The organism is Acinetobacter sp. YH16032, from assembly GCF_013417345.1.
Classification (GTDB): domain Bacteria; phylum Pseudomonadota; class Gammaproteobacteria; order Pseudomonadales; family Moraxellaceae; genus Acinetobacter.
In genome coordinates, this window is sequence record NZ_VPEE01000031.1 from 1 (window position 1) to 17,765 (window position 17,765).

Annotated in this window: 20 protein-coding genes; 9 read left to right on the top strand and 11 right to left on the bottom strand. The window is 39.3% G+C overall.

What is annotated here, in order from left to right:
- Nucleotides 1-195: 195 nt before the first annotated feature.
- Nucleotides 196-633: a protease inhibitor I42 family protein gene (locus FTV32_RS13140; protein WP_180028899.1), complete on the bottom strand. Its 438-nt coding sequence runs from the start codon at nt 631-633 to the stop codon at nt 196-198.
- 79 nt (nt 634-712) lie between these two features.
- A complete protein-coding gene (locus tag FTV32_RS13145) occupies nt 713-1,279 on the bottom strand; it encodes a hypothetical protein (RefSeq protein WP_180028900.1) in 567 nt (188 codons plus the stop codon).
- A 244-nt stretch (nt 1,280-1,523) separates the two neighbouring features.
- Between FTV32_RS13145 and FTV32_RS13150 the strand changes: the two genes are divergently transcribed.
- A complete protein-coding gene (locus tag FTV32_RS13150; protein WP_035264378.1) occupies nt 1,524-2,156 on the top strand; it encodes a class I SAM-dependent methyltransferase in 633 nt (210 codons plus the stop codon).
- 31 nt (nt 2,157-2,187) lie between these two features.
- Here the strand turns inward: FTV32_RS13150 and FTV32_RS13155 are convergent, their stop codons facing one another.
- Complete coding sequence (locus FTV32_RS13155; protein WP_180028901.1) at nt 2,188-2,655, bottom strand: Holliday junction resolvase-like protein; 468 nt, start codon at nt 2,653-2,655, stop codon at nt 2,188-2,190.
- A gap of 132 nt (nt 2,656-2,787) precedes the next feature.
- Here FTV32_RS13155 and FTV32_RS13160 point away from each other — a divergent pair, with 132 nt between their 5' ends.
- The 4 genes from FTV32_RS13160 to FTV32_RS13175 all read left to right on the top strand — a co-directional run bounded on the left by FTV32_RS13160 (nt 2,788) and on the right by FTV32_RS13175 (nt 5,926).
- Entirely contained in the window at nt 2,788-3,432 is a 645-nt protein-coding gene (locus FTV32_RS13160) for a ParA family protein (RefSeq protein WP_180028902.1), read from the top strand.
- A gap of 126 nt (nt 3,433-3,558) precedes the next feature.
- The gene (locus tag FTV32_RS13165) at nt 3,559-4,668 is read left to right on the top strand and encodes an AI-2E family transporter (RefSeq protein ID WP_180028903.1); all 1,110 of its coding nucleotides are present in this window, start codon (nt 3,559-3,561) and stop codon (nt 4,666-4,668) included.
- A 120-nt stretch (nt 4,669-4,788) separates the two neighbouring features.
- The gene (sodC, locus tag FTV32_RS13170; RefSeq protein ID WP_035264260.1) at nt 4,789-5,367 is read left to right on the top strand and encodes a superoxide dismutase family protein; all 579 of its coding nucleotides are present in this window, start codon (nt 4,789-4,791) and stop codon (nt 5,365-5,367) included.
- Between the two features lie 268 nt (nt 5,368-5,635).
- Nucleotides 5,636-5,926 (top strand): DUF3817 domain-containing protein, encoded by a 291-nt coding sequence (locus FTV32_RS13175; protein WP_180028904.1) that lies wholly within the window; start codon nt 5,636-5,638, stop codon nt 5,924-5,926.
- Between the two features lie 29 nt (nt 5,927-5,955).
- Here the strand turns inward: FTV32_RS13175 and FTV32_RS13180 are convergent, their stop codons facing one another.
- Nucleotides 5,956-7,179, bottom strand: coding sequence for an MFS transporter (locus tag FTV32_RS13180; RefSeq protein ID WP_180028905.1), 1,224 nt, complete (start codon nt 7,177-7,179; stop codon nt 5,956-5,958).
- A 169-nt stretch (nt 7,180-7,348) separates the two neighbouring features.
- Nucleotides 7,349-8,230, bottom strand: a complete 882-nt coding sequence (locus FTV32_RS13185; protein WP_180028906.1) for a pirin family protein — start codon at nt 8,228-8,230, stop codon at nt 7,349-7,351.
- A 305-nt stretch (nt 8,231-8,535) separates the two neighbouring features.
- On the opposite strand from FTV32_RS13185, the gene FTV32_RS13190 reads away from it, so the two are divergent.
- Nucleotides 8,536-9,264 (top strand): YoaK family protein, encoded by a 729-nt coding sequence (locus FTV32_RS13190; protein WP_180028907.1) that lies wholly within the window; start codon nt 8,536-8,538, stop codon nt 9,262-9,264.
- A 61-nt stretch (nt 9,265-9,325) separates the two neighbouring features.
- On the opposite strand, the gene FTV32_RS13195 is transcribed toward FTV32_RS13190, so the two are convergent.
- From FTV32_RS13195 to FTV32_RS13205, 3 genes are all read right to left on the bottom strand, one after another.
- Nucleotides 9,326-9,697 carry a hypothetical protein gene (locus tag FTV32_RS13195; protein WP_035264384.1) on the bottom strand — a complete coding sequence of 124 codons (372 nt, stop codon included), beginning with the start codon at nt 9,695-9,697 and terminating at the stop codon, nt 9,326-9,328.
- A 224-nt stretch (nt 9,698-9,921) separates the two neighbouring features.
- Nucleotides 9,922-10,350 (bottom strand): hypothetical protein, encoded by a 429-nt coding sequence (locus FTV32_RS13200; protein WP_180028908.1) that lies wholly within the window; start codon nt 10,348-10,350, stop codon nt 9,922-9,924.
- Between the two features lie 77 nt (nt 10,351-10,427).
- On the bottom strand, nt 10,428-11,837 hold the full coding sequence (locus FTV32_RS13205) for an FAD-binding oxidoreductase (RefSeq protein WP_180028909.1): 1,410 nt from the start codon (nt 11,835-11,837) through the stop codon (nt 10,428-10,430).
- 352 nt (nt 11,838-12,189) lie between these two features.
- On the opposite strand from FTV32_RS13205, the gene serA reads away from it, so the two are divergent.
- The 3 genes from serA to FTV32_RS13220 all read left to right on the top strand — a co-directional run bounded on the left by serA (nt 12,190) and on the right by FTV32_RS13220 (nt 15,419).
- Nucleotides 12,190-13,422, top strand: a complete 1,233-nt coding sequence (gene serA, locus FTV32_RS13210; RefSeq protein ID WP_035264273.1) for a phosphoglycerate dehydrogenase — start codon at nt 12,190-12,192, stop codon at nt 13,420-13,422.
- A gap of 135 nt (nt 13,423-13,557) precedes the next feature.
- On the top strand, nt 13,558-14,427 hold the full coding sequence (locus FTV32_RS13215; RefSeq protein ID WP_180028910.1) for a DMT family transporter: 870 nt from the start codon (nt 13,558-13,560) through the stop codon (nt 14,425-14,427).
- A 113-nt stretch (nt 14,428-14,540) separates the two neighbouring features.
- Nucleotides 14,541-15,419, top strand: a complete 879-nt coding sequence (locus tag FTV32_RS13220; RefSeq protein ID WP_180028911.1) for a DMT family transporter — start codon at nt 14,541-14,543, stop codon at nt 15,417-15,419.
- Between the two features lie 36 nt (nt 15,420-15,455).
- On the opposite strand, the gene FTV32_RS13225 is transcribed toward FTV32_RS13220, so the two are convergent.
- From FTV32_RS13225 to truB, 3 genes are all read right to left on the bottom strand, one after another.
- Nucleotides 15,456-15,914 (bottom strand): hemerythrin domain-containing protein, encoded by a 459-nt coding sequence (locus tag FTV32_RS13225; RefSeq protein ID WP_035264279.1) that lies wholly within the window; start codon nt 15,912-15,914, stop codon nt 15,456-15,458.
- A gap of 148 nt (nt 15,915-16,062) precedes the next feature.
- Nucleotides 16,063-16,830 carry a TSUP family transporter gene (locus FTV32_RS13230; RefSeq protein ID WP_092766679.1) on the bottom strand — a complete coding sequence of 256 codons (768 nt, stop codon included), beginning with the start codon at nt 16,828-16,830 and terminating at the stop codon, nt 16,063-16,065.
- Nucleotides 16,831-16,842: 12 nt separating this feature from the next.
- A complete protein-coding gene (truB, locus tag FTV32_RS13235; protein ID WP_035264283.1) occupies nt 16,843-17,748 on the bottom strand; it encodes a tRNA pseudouridine(55) synthase TruB in 906 nt (301 codons plus the stop codon).
- Between the last annotated feature and the right edge of the window lie 17 nt (nt 17,749-17,765).

The window sequence follows — 17,765 nt, forward strand, 5'->3', positions numbered from 1 at the left end:
TCGATCGGTCACTTTACCTAGGCAAAAAGGTTCCATTTTTGCCCATTGGGCATCAGTAAGTATGTATCTATCCATAGTACTATTATAAATTAATCAGTACCCTTTGTTAATTCTCAACAAGCCCTAGTGTCACGAAAGAACAATAGCGTACATAGTAAAAGTACAGCACAATTTTAGAAACAGTCTTCTGCCTGCTTAAGAAATACGTACTCGACATTGCCACGATGTTGGGGCATCTGTTTGAGTACGGTCTTGAGCAACTTCCCAAGGTCGCACATACGCCAATTCAATGAGTTCCTGACCAGGCTTTAGCGCAGTCAGCTTCACTGTCTTTTCACCTCCAACGCCTACCATCGCTTTTGATTTTTCAGTCGCCAAATATTGTTCTTCAACTTTAAAGAGATGAAGCGGTTGCATAATTTGCCATTGATAACCCGTACTTGGATTTTCTGCTGCATTAAATTCTAAGGTTTCACCCACTTTCATCACCAATAGTGCAGGACAATTTTGCTGATCAGTATAGTGATGGGACTCCGCTTGCACTTCAGAGACTGGATTTTGACATGCGGCAAGACTACTCCCGAGTACGCCAATACATAAACTTATCCATAAGGATGTCTTGCCAACGCTCATGATCCACACTCTTTCATTTCTCTAATGATGAAGACTTTGAGCTGAAAGTCATTTCAAACTCATCAATCTCAAATCCTGTTTAAATATTGCGCTTTTCTAACCATTCAATTGATTCGACGCGAATTAATTTGCATGCACCATCGCCGATACCATTCCAATCCAAAGCTGACTTCCACACCAAATCTTTGGCATTGATTTGAACCAATTCCCCTTCTAAGCGCACCAGATCACCACGTTGAACTTTCTTAATCTCTTTCGCAATTTCTGGATTAGCCGGGATAATGTGCATGTTACTCACCAACTGTGTTGCTAAGCGTGGGTGAATCGGTGGTTTTGCCATTTTCCAATTTAAATAGCGGTCATACTGATTAATCGAAATTTGTCGTGCAATTTCAGGTTCTGTGAAAATACCGCGGGTCACTGCATAGTCGATGGGTGAAAATTGGGCTTGCGGATCATCGGTATATTCTTTCGAACCAAGAATACGAAATTCCCCTTCAAAAGGTTCCAATACCGAAATTTTTTGATCCGCGGATGCTGGGGGCAAACCATTGGCAATATTAAAGTCGCTCGACTTCACACTGTCAGAGCTATAAGCCGAAACACCACCAAGGGCGATACATAATGCGAGAACTAACTTTTTCAACAGACATCCATCCTTCTTTCTAAGTGTCAAAAACAACTCAACAGCAGCACATACATTTACTATGGACAACATCCGACTGAATTGTATTTAACCTAAATCTATATGATCTATCTTAGAACTTCATTCTGAAAAGGAAATTGATGAACAGTAACAATCTATCGTGATTTAGTCACAATTTTGTCTACTGTTAAAAGTGTATTCAACGTGTAAAATAATCGAATAATGGAAGATGTTAAGAACAAAAATGATCTATAAATTTTATCAGCAACGAGTATTCCCTCATATTCTGAATCAAGTCATGCAGTTACCAAGTATGATGGACAGCAGACGCCGTCTTCTGCTTCCGATTCAAGGTGAGGTATTAGAAATTGGTTTTGGTACAGGAATTAACCTGCCATTTTATCAAGCTGTGGACAGTCTCTATGCGCTTGAACCGAGTCTAGATGTATACAAATTAGCTGAACAACGTATTCAAGATGCACCGTTCCATGTGGAACATGTTCATGCTAAAGCGGAAAATTTACCTTTTGAAGATCAATCTATTCAACATGTCGTCAGCACATGGACATTGTGTAGTGTGAGTCATGTTCAACAAGTTCTACATGAAATTAAACGTGTATTACGCATCGGTGGCACTTTGCATTTGGTTGAACATGTCGCTTACGATGCACAACAGCAAAAGAGTTTAAAGCGTCTTCAAGATCTTTTAACGCCAGTACAGAAAGTGATTGCTGATGGTTGTCATTTGAACAGAAATATCGAGCAAGCACTGCTTGATGCTGGCTTTGAGATTTCTGAACTCGATTATTTCGAAGCAGAAGAAGTGCCAAAAGTAGGTCGTCGCATGATGCTTGCTCGAGCGACTAAAACCAACTGATCACTTCTACGTAGTGGATGAGTAATCCAAGTTAGTCTTGAAAGTCGATACGGATCGTCTCAAAACGCACACGCCCTTCGGCAATTGCATTCGCAATTGCCGTCTGACCTTTGGTGAGCCGTGCTCCACCACTTTTAATATCAATCAGTACAATTTCAATATCTTGTGCCGCGCCATCACCATCACGGAAATCTGTATATCCATCAAATACCACATAGTCGACAGGATCACCTAAGAATTTAGCATCACTGGGTAAATATTGAAATTCTGGCATAATCGGTGCTAATTGTTCAGCCATTTTACCTTTCAGTACCGCACGACTGGTATTTACACTGCGTTTTTGAGCAGCAGCTAATGCGTGTTGATGCTCAAGTTCAAGCTCTGCAATATATTGTTCATATTCTGCTTTGATACGGCCATTGCGGGTTGAGCTCAACATCATTGTGGTGATTACCACGCCAATACAGGCGCCTATTAACATTGACATCCAAATGGACATTGACGTTCTCTATGACTTGTTATGCGGACAATTTAAACAAGAACTAAACTTTTGTCATGTATGCGCGTTTTGGCTGATTTTAATGCTAAGCTAAGATTAGACCTTATTTGAAGCATGTATAATTTTAAACTCATGAAAACGATACTGATTGCCAACCAAAAAGGTGGCTGTGGAAAAACAATTTCTGCGATTACGCTGGCGACAGCACTCGCACAGAAAGGTTATAAAGTTGCATTGGCGGATGCGGACAATCAAAAATCTGCATTACAATGGTTAAAGCAGCGCCCAGAATCAGCAACACACATTCAAAGTTTAGATTGGCGCCATGAAAAATCGATTGGTGATGCACCGAAGAATCTTGATTATCTGATTATTGATGCTCCAGGTGCATTAACAGGCGAACACGCAGAACAATTAATTGCAGAATGTCATGCAGTGGTCACACCTCTGCAACCTTCTTTTTTTGATATCGACAGCACGCGTCGCTTCTTAAAACACATCCATGACATTAAACGTATTCGAAAAGGTAAAGTTCAAGTTCATTTGGTGGCAAATCGTGTCAAACCAAATAGTCAGAGTGCTCAAGAGATTCAACAGTTCTTTGCCAAGATTGATCAACAACCTGTTGCTTGGATTTCTGAACGAACAGCTTATGGTCAATTGGCGATGCAGGGTCTCAACATTTTTGATAAAAATCAAAAAACTTATTTATCAATACAACAACAATGGCAACCCTTGTTAGATGTTTTAATTGATGATCCAAGTGATTGGTTCTAAATAAAGAATACAGATTGTCATCGCACTTTTTTTTCATTTTCATATATGATGTTAAATGCATACTCGAAATGAATCAGATGTGCGGCAGATACGTTTGAAAATTAAGAATATAGATCAGAGACTTTAGTGCAAGATTTTAATCCAACTTTACAGCGTGTACTTTTATTTGGCTTGTTTTTTATTCTGCTTTATTTGGGATATGACATTGTCAAATACTTTATCGTACCTGTGTTATGGGCTTGTATTATCGCCTATATGACTTGGCCTTTATACAAACGTATTCTCGCTTGGTGTGGTAATCGACCTACATTGGGTGCGTCTGTTATGACGTTCTTATTGGCACTCGTTGTCGGTTTACCGTTCACCTTTGCTATCTTCTTACTTCAACATGAAGGCCGAAACTTATTCTTTGATTTACAGCGCCAACTGGCTTCTGGTCATATCACCGTTCCTGATGTGATACGAGAATTACCCATTGTAGGTAAAGAAGTTTCTCGAATTGTACGTGACATCAATGCCGACCCAAATGCACTTTTTAGTAATATTAGTGTATGGATTCAAGGACATTTAAATTACGGTAAATTCGTGATTAGCGAAATTACCAAAAATTTAGTCAAACTTGGTTTTGCCCTGCTCTCTCTCTTTTTCTTTTACCGTGATGGACAAACGATTGTTCAACAGGTCAGTAAAGCGATGGAGAAAGTCATTGGTCCACGTATCCAACATTATATCGACACGATCTCTGAAACAACGCGTGCAGTGGTATATGGTGTTGGTTTGACTGCCGTTGCACAGTCGATATTGGCAGGAATCAGCTATTACGTTGCTGGTGTTCCAAATCCAATGCTTTTAACCATTATGACCTTTATCATGGCGCTAATTCCTTTTGGTCCTCCAGTGGCATATGGTGCTGTTTCACTGTGGTTATTTTCACAAGGTCAGACCGTTGAGGCGATTGGCGTAATGGCTTGGGGCGTTTGTGTGGTGAGTACAGCCGACAATGTCATTCGTCCTTTGGTCATTTCAGGTGCTACTCAAATTCCGTTCTTATTGATCATGTTTGGTGTATTGGGTGGTTTAGCGAGCTTTGGTTTAGTTGGACTCTTTATTGGTCCTGTAATTCTCGCCATTCTTTTAGCCATTTGGCGTGAATGGTTACATGAAACACTGGAACCAGAACCCGTGCCTAAAGCTACGATGGCCTACGATCAAGACAATGAAACACCACTCTCATAAGTGGTGTTTTATTTTTACTGATAAGAAATCTATACAATCAAATACTTAAATCATTCTTGTTGCTAAATGCCAAATTTGTTTCAATGCGTTATCACTTACATGGAACAAGGATAGAACAGCATGCAAATGCAATCGAAAGTTTCAGCATTCAAAGTTTCTATGCTCAGTGCATTGCTGAGTTTAGGCTTTGTGGGATGTGCAGCAACGCAAAATACATCTGCATCCAAAGAATCCAACACTAAAATCCAAACCATTCCTGTAAATGCGGTGAGTGCTCAAGGAGTTCATGATCAAATTGGAACGATTAGCTTCCAAGATAGTGACAAAGGTCTTGTGATCACAACGGACTTAACTAAATTATCACCTGGATATCACGGGTTCCATATCCATGAAAAAGGCTCATGTGAACCTGCTGAAAAAGATGGCAAAATGGGTGCTGCGCTTGCCGCTGGTGGACATTACAATCCAAATCAAGCGCCTGGGCATGGTACGCCAAACGATGGTCATCTAGGTGACTTACCAGTGTTAAATGTTGACGCGTCAGGTAATGCAAAAACACAAGTGATTGCACCACGTCTCACACTTGCAGACATTCAAGGTCTATCCATCATGGTACATGCAGGTGGTGACAATTATTCAGACCAACCTAAACCACTAGGTGGTGGGGGTGATCGTGTAGCATGTGGTGTTATACGCTAAGCTACACTCAAGACTCATCAAAGGATTAAGCTCTAGCTTAGTCCTTTTATTATTTCGCTGATGATCTATAAAATGTTGTGAGTATCACTTCATATTCATCTTTATAGACATGATTGGCACATTAGCTTATTTTTAAATCTACTATCATAAAAAACGATTATTATAAATTATATTTCCCTTAAACAATGCGATCTAGTCCACATAGATTCTAACTTTGCTATAACAACGATTAGGTAAAATAGGATGTCTTCTTTTGTGGGGTTTGAGAATGAATATTAAGTCCTTACGTATTATTGGTTTACTTGAAGGGATTTCATTCCTACTACTGCTCTTTTTTGCCATGCCAATGAAATATATGTTAGATCAGCCTATTTATGTGAAATATATTGGCATGGGACATGGCGTTCTATTTGTGCTGTTTTTATTCGTATTATTTGTGGTATGCGAGAAGCAAAAGTGGTCTATCAATGTATTTATTCTTGGGCTGATAGCTTCCGTTCTACCCTTTGCCCCTTTTATTTTTGATCGTAAACTCAAACATCTCGAACAAATACAATGATTAAAAAATCCTCCACAAGGAGGATTTTTTTATGCTGAAGTGGCTCTTTCTTGCATGATCTGATGAACAATTTTTCTTGGAGCACTAAACCACAGTGCAATAAGGATAAAACAAGCCAATGCATATGCCATCGTGCCATAGGATTCATACATAATGCGTACAATTTCGATCACAACAAAGAATGCAATCATCATAATCATGCCTACTGCGGCAGCAACAGTTCCTTTAGATACCTCAGAAGCATCTAAACTGAAACGATAAAGCACAGAAAAACTACAGCCCTCACCAAAACTGATTAAGGTCATGCCGATAATTAAGCACCATAACAAATAATCCTGCCAAATCGCACCAGCCAAAACAATAAGCGTTCCAACTAACATCAACGGCAATGCAACTACCACGGTCTTTCCTACTGCATAGCGATCAATAACACGAATCAGGACAATATTTCCAATAATTAAACCACCCAATACAGGCACCTGTGCATAGCCATATTGCATATTGGTCAGACCGAGCTGTTCGACCAAAATTACAGGTGACATAGCGATCCACAAAATCAGTGGAATTGAGACCATGGGTACTGACAAAGCCAAGCCCATAAATTTTTTATTTTTAAAAATGGCTTTGAAATCATCCCATACATAACTTAATGGTTGCTTTGGAATACTCAAATGCTGCTCAGGCATTTTTGCTTTAAGACCAAACCAACTTAAGGCTGCTAAAAAGGCAATCCCAATGAAACCCCAATGCCAAGACACATGGTCTATCATAAATGCGCCGAGCACAGGACCAAGTAATGGTGCGATCAATGAAATATTCGCCATTAAAGCCATGACTTTAATCGCATCTCTTTCTTCAAAAATTTCTTGGATGGCAGCATAACCCACAGCTGAAATAATGGTCAGCCCAATCCCTTGTAAAAAACGAAATGCAAGAAATTGCTCTATAGACTGGGTGAATAAAATGAGCAAACAGCAGACCACAAAAAAGAAAACACCTCCAAGGAGTACTTTTTTACGACCTAAGCGATCTGATAATGGTCCTAAAAACCACGCCAAACATGCTCCACCCAATAAAAAGAAAGACATGGATGATGGCGCCCACTCACTGCCTACACCAAACTCACGTGTAATCGTAAGCATCGCAGGTTGTACAAGATCATTACAGATATAGACTGAAAATTCGAAGAGCACCAATGCCAAAGGAAACATAATTGTTGCCCGACTTAAGGTTGCTTTACTCACCTTTTGCATGTTTTTTCACATGTTTGAATATTTTTTGGAAGCGTAGTTTACGTGAAATGCATCACAATGCCATGACAAAGTTTTGCGTTTTTGTAACCCTGAACTACGAAACAAAGTCTGAAAATCAAACGAAAATTTAGCCTTTATCGTAAATCAATTTCTCACCCAAACATTGACATCATTTGGCATCAATTGCATGACTTTTCAAAAAAGTACCATGCTTCATTTCCTCAATCGCTTCAACAATCTCATCTTGCGTATTCATGACATAAAAACCACGCCCGACTAAAGGTTCGTTCAGCGGCTGCCCCATGAGATATAAAATTTTGCTATCAGACAATGTGGTGAATTCAACGTTTTCACCATGACTTGAAAACACCGCCATTCCCTGATCAGTCAGTAATTCATCATCTATGCCAAATTCAACTTTACCACGGCGCATATACATCAGTGTGGTATCCAAATGCCCTGCTGGTAATGTGAGTGTGTGACCTGCTTTTAAATCCAAATCCAAAACCAGCAAAGGACTGTGGACTAATGCTGGTCCTTGCACTTGCATAAAGGCACCAGCAATGACACGCGCAGTACCCGCATCATGAGCTAAATCTACAACTGGGATGTTAGATTTAAGTAAGCTTTGATAACGTGGATTCGATTTTTTTGCAGTTGCTGGCAAATTCACCCACAGCTGAATCATTTCAAATCGTCCACCCTCTCGGGAAAATGACTCACTAAATTTTTCTTTATGAATAATGCCTGATGCAGCAGTCATCCACTGTACATCACCTTTCTGAATAACACCTCCACCACCTTGCGAATCCCAATGCTCTAACTCACCTTCATACACGAACGTGACTGTCTCAAAACCACGGTGCGGATGCTCTTCAACACCTTTACGCAGTTGAGAGGGTTTCAACATACCGGGACCAATATGATCGAGAAGTAAAAATGGGGATACTGTATTTCCGAGTTCATAGTGTGAAAAAACAGACACGACCGGATTAAAGTCTCCAACTGAAAAATGACTGTCGTTACGGTGGATAAAAGCGAGTGTTTTCATTTTTTATCTTATTTATTGAATAACTTTAGTTTAATGGGGTTTTAGATTTCCCTCTACGTTAATTTTATGATGCTTTCAGTTGTGTTTTATCAATTGAAATATTTTTGTCATCAAAATTTGATGCAATTTGAAACATATAAAATGTTAGAAATCATCTAATCTGAACAATCACCAGTGATCAATATGAAACTTTTAATTACTTAATGTTCATGTGGATTAATTCCACAAAGCAAAGGATCTGCAGACTCGATAAAACACTTGTTTTGTCGATGTAATCTCTCAGTACACCTTGAGCTTTTAGAACTATGTCAAAATGCTACATACCAATTAAAAATCGCTGGCGACATCATCATGAAGCTTCGATTCTATCACTCGTCGGTGGTTGGCTAAATACCGTTGGATTTATTTCATTATTTGGCATTTATACCAATCATGTTACTGGCTATATCGTGACTGCAGGCAAAGAAACGATCTTGGGAGGATTAGGACTGTGGGCTCTTTTTATTGGCATTTTCGTAGTTACGATTGGTATTACTGCGTGGTGTGAACAACGTTGGAAAGACAAGTATCCGAACATCTTACTGGGGTTCTTTATTGCAGAGACAATACTGTTAACGCTCTTCATGCTGGCGGGACTTAATTTCAGCCCCTTTTATACTTTGGCTGAATTTGGCGCAATACTTACCGCAACATTGGGCATTGCTGCAATGGGAATTCGAAATGCCATTATCCGAACATTACTATCTACAATGGCTACCTCAACCTTAATGACGGGCAATCTTGCTCAACTGACCATTGATTGTACTATTGCTTATGGGGCGCCTCATGTATCAGAAGAACGCAAACAAGTTGCCAAACAAAATATTCTAAAAATCTTACCGACTATTTTATCCTTCAGTTCAGGTGCAATATTAGGTGCGATTACTTATATGTTGTTTGGCTTCTTATGTATGATTTTTCCCATTTTAGCGATGGGCTATATTTGCTATCGTGAGTGGCGCTTCTCGTCTACTCATCCTTATTCGACTCAATAATGCATGCAATAAAAAAGGCATAACTCATTATGCCTTTTTAAACCGAATTTCTAGTCTGATGTCATGGACAAAGCGCAGTTTGGAAAGATTTTGTATTTTTTCCTCGCACACATTTGTATTCCGTTTTCTTATTAACTTGCTGCCATTTACCATCGTTCAATTTAAAACTATAGATAAAGCGCTCGGCAGCAATTGAGTCATCCATCAAGCCTGTTTGTGTCACTTTGACTTCGGCTACGGTCGGTGCTTCGGCACGATTAAAATACTGACGTAATTCAACAGTCGCAAGCTCATTGCGTAATTCAGGATGTAGCTTCAAGACTTGCTCTAAAGGAGTGTCATTCCCATGTACTTTAGAAATAACATTTTTCGTAGTAGCACACCCCGTGAGCATCATACTAACTAGACCAACTGTGGTCATTATTTTCATCATCATTGTTTTACTCAGTTTGCCATTGATCTTTTACATATGATGTTCTGAACTGTTGTGACAAAAAAGAACAGATATGTATGTTATTTTTTCTAAAGCACATTAAAAATGATTAATAGAACGAGAAATACGAATAAATAATGCAGCATATTGATGCTACATTTTTGAATTTAATCAGTTCAAATGACGCTCGTAACAATTTTATGGAAAATTTCGAAAGTAAATTTTTAAGGGCATAATTTATTATGAAAGTTTGTAGTATCTGGTCCACGACCACATTTCCAAGTTTCATCTTTTGATATTTCTTTCCACTCACTATTAATATATTCAAATTGGTAAGTTTCACGTTGTGCAGAAACAGAGTCATCCGCTAGTCCACCATAGGTGACAGTTACTTTTGCATGAGATTTTCCAGATTCAGGTGTATCGAATTCCTGTTGTAAATCTACTGTTCTCATATCTTCAAAGCTTTGAATTTTCCGATACACTTGATCTAAAGGAGAGTTTTGAACAGAATTGGCATTTTGTTTCGACGTTTCTACTTGACCAGCTACAGAATTATGATTTTTAGTATTGATCTCATTCGACTGTTTTTGACCTATACATGCATTAAGTGAAAGTGCAATTGCACTTAGAAAAATTATTCTTTTTAACATTAAAATTTCTCATGAAATAAAAAAACAGCATGACAAGCATGCTGTTTTTTAGACCTTATTTATAGACAGATTTTGTTTCACAAATCAAATAATTTACCTGGATTCATAATCCCATTTGGATCAAATACTTGTTTGAGTGCTTTCATATATTCAATTTCTTCAGCTGAACGTGTGTACTCAAGATATGGCTTCTTCGTCATACCCACACCATGTTCCGCAGAAATTGAACCATCATACTTTTTCACAGTATCAAATACATACTTGTTCACCACCTGACATTTCGCAAAGAATTCATCTTTGGTTAAATTTTCAGGCTTTAAGATATTTAAGTGCAAGTTACCATCGCCAATATGACCAAACCAGCAAATTTCAAAGTCAGGATAATTGTCAGCAACAATTGCATCAATTTCTTTAATGAATGCAGGTACGTGTGTGATGAGCACTGAAATATCATTTTTGTATGGGATAAATGGTGCGATTGACTCAGAAATATCTTCACGCAGACGCCATAAGCTTTCTACTTGGTCTAAGCTTTGACTAAGCACGCCATCAAGTACCCAACCTTGTTCCATACAATGCTCAAAGATTTCCATTGCCTTGTCCATAATTGGTTCAAATGGCGCTTCAAACTCAAGCAATACATAAAATGGGCATTCGGTTTCAAATGGACGTTGCACGTGACCATTTGCCAATACTTTTTGCATCGCAAGTTCACCGAAGAACTCGAACGCAGTTAAATCAATTTTCGCTTGGAACGCGTGAAGAACTGGCATCACTGCATCAAAGTCAGGTACACCGAGCACCATCACTTGCAGATCTTGTGGTTGACGCTCAAGTTTAATTTCCGCTTCAGTCACTAAACCTAAAGTACCTTCACCACCAATAAATAAGTGTTGCAACGCATAACCTGTCGCATTCTTGATCATGCCTTTGTTTAAACGCAGCACATCACCTTTACCAGTGACCACAGTCAGACCGAGTACCCAGTTACGTGTCATACCGTATTTAATGACTTTAATACCACCTGCATTAGTACCGATGTTACCGCCGATTTGTGATGAACCAGCTGAAGCGAAATCAACTGGATAATACATACCTTGTTCTTCAGCATAGTTCTGAAGTTGTTCAGTGACCACACCTGCTTGTACACGTACCATACGGTCTGCTGGGAAGAATTCCAAAATTTGGTTCATCTTATCCATGCTGACCACGATTTCACCGTTGGCAGCGACAGCCCCTGCAGAAAGACCAGTACGACCACCTGATGGTGTCACAGCAACATTAAATTGGTTTGCTAGTTTCACAATTGCCTGAACTTGTTCAGTCGTCGAAGGAAAAACGATGACTGATGGGTTTGGATCAAAATGTTTAGTGTGATCGCGTCCCCAATTTTGTAGGCTGTCCGCATCAGTTTTGATACGGTTTTCACCAACAATTGACGTTAATTGAGTCAATAACTCTGGGGTTAAAGCAACTGGAGCATTCATCGTTTGCAGACCTAGCAAGAAAGATACAAGTTGTAGATTGCTTAAAAAACAAACCTTTAATCAAGATTTTAAAAGCGTATTTGTTAAGCGAATGTGAAGAAAATATCACCACGACTGGATGAGTCAATTTCACGATTGTGCATTATAAAGCATTTTCCCATGAAACCCCGATAAAATCAGACATTTTGCGAATGTTACTTAGATATGATGCAGTTAATTCAAACGCAGTTTGTCTGATAAGGACTATATCTTGCAAAAATATCCATAGCTCAAGTCATAAAGGAAATGTATATAGCACGCTCACGTATGCTATCATACTGCCACTAAATTTGGCCTTTGTAGCGGAGCCGTAATGAGCCAACATCTCTCTTTGCCTAAAGATAAAATTCGTTTCCTATTGTTAGAAGGCGTTCACCAAAACGCAATCGACACTTTGAATGCTGCTGGATACACCAACATCGACTATCGTAAAACTGCGCTTGAAGGTGAAGCGCTGAAAGAAGCGATTAAAGATGCTCACTTCATCGGTATTCGTTCGCGCACACAATTAACTGAAGAAGTTTTTGAAGCTGCGAATAAATTGATCGCGGTCGGTTGTTTCTGTATTGGTACAAACCAAGTGAACTTGAATGCTGCGATGAGCCGTGGTATTCCAGTGTTCAACGCACCATACTCAAATACTCGTTCTGTTGCTGAACTTGTATTAGCTGAAGCTATTCTTCTCCTTCGTCGTGTACCTGAAAAATCTACAGATACACATGCAGGTGGTTGGAACAAATCTGCAGTAGGTTCATTTGAAACACGCGGTAAAACTTTAGGTATTGTGGGTTACGGTTCAATTGGTTCACAACTTTCTGTACTTGCTGAAAGCATGGGTATGAAAGTGATTTACTTTGATACAGTAACAAAATTACCTTTAGGTAATGCTCGCCAAGTTGGCTCAATGGGCGAACTTCTTGCCAATGCTGATGTTGTATCACTACACGTGCCAGATGTTCCTTCTACACGTAATTTCATGACCAAAGAGCAATTTGCTCAGATGAAACAAGGTTCAATCTTCATCAATGCTGCACGTGGTACATGTGTAGTAATTGAAGATTTAGCTGATGCTCTGAAATCAGGTCATTTGGCTGGTGCTGCTGTTGACGTATTCCCGAAAGAGCCTAAAGCGAACGGTGAAGAGTTTATCTCTCCACTACGTAATATCCCGAACGTGATTTTAACACCGCACGTGGGTGGTTCTACGATGGAAGCTCAAGCAAACATCGGTCTAGAAGTTGCAGAGAAATTCGTTGCTTACTCTGATAAAGGTATGACATTGTCAGCAGTTAACTTCCCTGAAATTGCGCTTCCGTTGACTGAAGGTAAACACCGTTTACTTCACATTCACAAAAATATTCCAGGCGTGTTGTCTAAAATCAACAACCTGTTTGCTGAACACGGCATTAACATCTCTGGTCAGTCTCTTATGACCAAAGGTGATGTGGGTTATTTAGTCATGGACGTTGATGCTACAGCTTCTGCTGAAGCACTTGATACACTTCATAACGTAGAAGGTACAATCCGCGCTCGCGTATTGTTCTAATCTCTAATACGTTTGGAAAACCACAGCTTTTTCGAGCTGTGGTTTTTTTATGGTGTCTCATCTGAGTTGACGTTGGCTCCGCCAACTTAGATGAAAGATATCCCTTTCTAATCTAACCATCATACATTTAAAACCATGTCTTTGTTAAAAATAAACCCGCAGTTACAAGCACTCGGTTTGTTATTGATCGCCATGATCAGTCTACAAAGTAGTGGTTCATTAGCAAAAGTTTTATTTGAACAATTCCCTATCGTTACGGTGTCAGCCCTACGTCTGACATTTAGCGCTGTGATTTTGGCGATTATTTTTCAAGTTTGGAAAATTCAATTCAAACAAATTAAATGGACAGCCATTGTCAGTTATGGTGTCGCTTTAGCTGGCATGAACATGTTGTTCTATCTTGCTATTGATCGTCTTCCGCTCGGTTTAGCAGTTTCATTTGAATTTATTGGTCCACTCAGTGTGGCTTTATATTATGCGCGTCAAAAGTTTGATTTTATTTGGGTTGGTTTGGCCATAATTGGACTGATCCTTTTATTTCCCTTTGACCAAGCCAAACAACCTTTGGATTTACTTGGTGTATTTTTTGCGTTGGCAGCTGGCGCATGTTGGGCACTTTATATTATTGCTGGTCAGCGGCCTTCGGGAGTTTCAGGTAATCACACCGTATGTTTAGGCATGTTTGTTGGAAGTATCATTCTTATGCCGATTGCCCTCAGTATCGGTTTGCCAGCAAGCGTATTTGAAATTAATCATCTAATGTTATTCATCACTTTAGCGATACTCGCCAGTGCCTTACCCTTTACTTTAGAAATGATTGCACTACGAAATCTAACAGCATTAAGTTTCGGTACCCTGATGAGTATTGAACCAGCTGTTGCCGCATTATCTGGGTATGTATTTTTGGGTGAGCAATTGTTATGGAATCAATGGCTAGCATTGTTTACCATCATTTGTGCCTCAATTGGCTGCACCTATACCACTCAACACGCCAAACAAAAATGATCTCATACTTCATTTAAACTACATTTTCCATGATGGATTGAAGCACTGTGGTCATCATAATAATGTTAAAATTTGAGCAGTCTCACTCTTTTTAATTCGGCTTCGTTTTCCCAATGCCAAATGCTCAACTCACTGCCGTGCTGTTCATGGTCTTATCCATGATCGCCTATCAAATTAGTGCATCCTTCGCAAAGCAGCTTTTTGAAGTTTTAGATCCATTTACTGTGGTCACTTTACGTCTATGCTTTGCATCAATTATGGTTGTATTGATGTTCCGTTCATGGAAAATTCTTCGTCGCCTTCCTTACTTAAAATGGAAAGATCTTCTCTTTTATAGTGGTTCAGTCGCTTTGATGAATGTCTTGTTTTATGCATCATTAGGAAAACTACCGCAAGGGATTGCAGTAGGACTTGAGTTCTTAGGACCACTCACCTTGGCTTTACTGTCAATTCAACAACGAAGTGATTACATTTGGGTCATCCTGGCAATTTTCGGTGTTGTGCTGATGGTGCCTTGGCAAGATGCCAATGCGACTAACTTTTCATATCTTGGTGCTGCTATGGCCATTGGTGCGGGCGTTTGTTGGGCATTCTATATTTATTTTGGACAGAAAGTCGTTCGGCAGAATATCGGCATGCATGCTCTCAGCATTGCGATCGTCCTCTCAGCATTGACATTATTACCGATCAGTATGGTTCATAATCCATCCGCATTAGTTCAATTTAGATATTGGCCACAAGCCATCGTCATTGCGCTTTTGGCTACAGCCATTCCCTATGCATTGGATTTATTGGCATTAAAGAATTTAAGTAAAATGTCTTATGGAACGCTATCAAGTTTGTCACCAGCATTAGGTGCATTGACAGGTTGGTTACTGTTGAATGAACACATTACCTTATTACAAGCCGTTGCTTTGGGTTGTATTATGATTGCATCAATTGGTGTTACTTATCGCGCTGCTAGAATGAAATCACATGGCATAGAAACATAAAAAAAGATGGCACATGCCATCTTTTTTATCATGGAATTAAACCAAGCTGTCTTTATCTAATTTCTTATATTTCTTATATTCAGTTTGATATTTTTTAGCCAAACTCTCTTTTTGTTTATCCTCTAGAATTTTTCCTGCTTGCTGAAAAAAGCCATGCTCTTCTTCTTCAAGATGATGATGCACGGTTTCTGACAATTTTTTCGCGATGGCTAACCATCCTGGATTACTGAATTCAGTTTCGGTGAGTTGCTCAAGTAATTCGTCCATTTCATGATGTTCAGCTAATGCATGACGCGTAATATTCAAACCTGAATCGGTCATCATCAGTGGAATATAGAAGTAACGGTCTTCTGCCACTGCATGAGCAAACAATTCATTTTTTAGCTGCTCAAATAATGTTCGGCGTTCTGGCGTGTCCCCTGAAGTTTGAACCAGCTTCTCAGCAAGTTCACGTTGAACATCATGACTTTCACGTAAAGCTTCAAAAATATTCATCTTGTTATCCTGTCTTATAAATATGATTTGAAAAAAGAAAAACTTGAATGATCTTCAAAACACTCAACTTACTATAAGAGCTTAGGCGATAACTTCGAGATAGGTTTAAGAAGCGATTTGTATAAAAAAGTTTAATGTTGAGAATGGTTTACATTAAGAACATCTGATAACTTAATCGAACAATTAAAATAGATACTAGAATTAAAAACAGAATACGAATAAAACCGCTACCGTATTTAAGCGCCAATTTCACCCCCACAATCGAACCAATCATATTAGCAACAGCCATCATGGCACCCACTGCAAATAAAATGTGGCCTGCAGGAATAAAGAATGTAAGAGCGGCTAAATTGGTCATCACATTACCAATCTTGGCCAAAGCTGCTGCATGCAAAAAATCGACTTGTAAATATCGAATAAAATAAAAAATAAAAAAACTTCCCGTTCCCGGACCGAATAATCCGTCATAAAACCCAATCGCCAAACTTCCTATTCCAGCCAAGATCAGAATTTTAGTGTTTACCGTTTGTGCAATATGAACCTGTCCAAACTCCTTCTTTGACAATGTGTAAATTGCCATCACAATCAGCATCACCAAGACAAAGGGCTGCAAGATTGATTTCGGAATCATGGAAACACTGGCAGCTCCCGCAAAAGAACTGATGGCAGCACATATCGCCACCACCAGTAATAACTTCCATTCAAACTTAACTTTTTTAGCGAAAGTCCACGCAGATGTTGCTGTTCCAACAACCGCAGCTAGCTTATTGGTGCCAAATAATGTTGCTGGCGCCATATGAGGAAAAGCACTCATCAATGCTGGAATCTGAATGAGACCACCACCACCGACTGCTGCATCAATTGCGCCTGCGCAAAATGCAAAAAAAATCAGGCTGAGGATGATGTCTAATTCCATAATTGAGTTCGCTTATAAATTTAATACACGTTTAGGAACTAGACGTTTTTTATCAGTAATTTCAGCTAAACCTAAACACTTTTTTTCATCAAATACGAGGACTTGAGATTCGGCAGGATGATCAATATTACTTTCCATCCCACGACAGAAATATTCTGCACGACCTTCTGGTACTTGAACCTTTGGAAAATGATCCACAGGCGCATAAGCAGGCAACAATAATGCTTCACGTTGTTGTTCAGTTAGACTTTCTAAATATTCAATAGTGTACTCTGGCACAATACCAAAATGCCCAGTTTGAATACGATGTAAATATGTTAAGTGCCCATAACTTCCTAAAGCTTGAGCAATATCCTCACCCAATACTCGGATATACGTTCCTTTTGAGCATGTCACATCCAAAGTAATTGAATCTTGAGTGAAAGACATCAGTTCAATCGCGAAAATATGAATTGGACGAGCCTCACGTTCGATTTCAATTCCTTTACGTGCCAGCTCGTACAAAGGACGACCTTCTTTCTTTAAAGCAGAATACATTGGAGGAACTTGTTGAATGTCTCCAACGAATTGCTGAATCACACTTTGAATTTTATCTTCGTTAAGTTCAATCGGTTGTGCCTCGAGCAAAACTTCACCCTCGACATCACCTGTAGTTGTACTATTTCCCAATTGAATCGTCGTTTGATAACGTTTAGTAGATTCCAGTAAAAAGTGTGAAAACTTGGTCGCTTCACCTAAGCAAATCGGGAGTAAGCCTGATGCTAATGGATCTAAAGCGCCAGTATGACCACCTTTTTCAGCACGATAGAGCCAGCGCACTTTTTGCAATGCTGCATTTGAGCTAATCCCCAAAGGTTTGTTGAGTAGAAATACACCACTTATATGACGTCGAGTAATTTTTGGAGATTTAGCAGACATTAGATAATATTCAGATC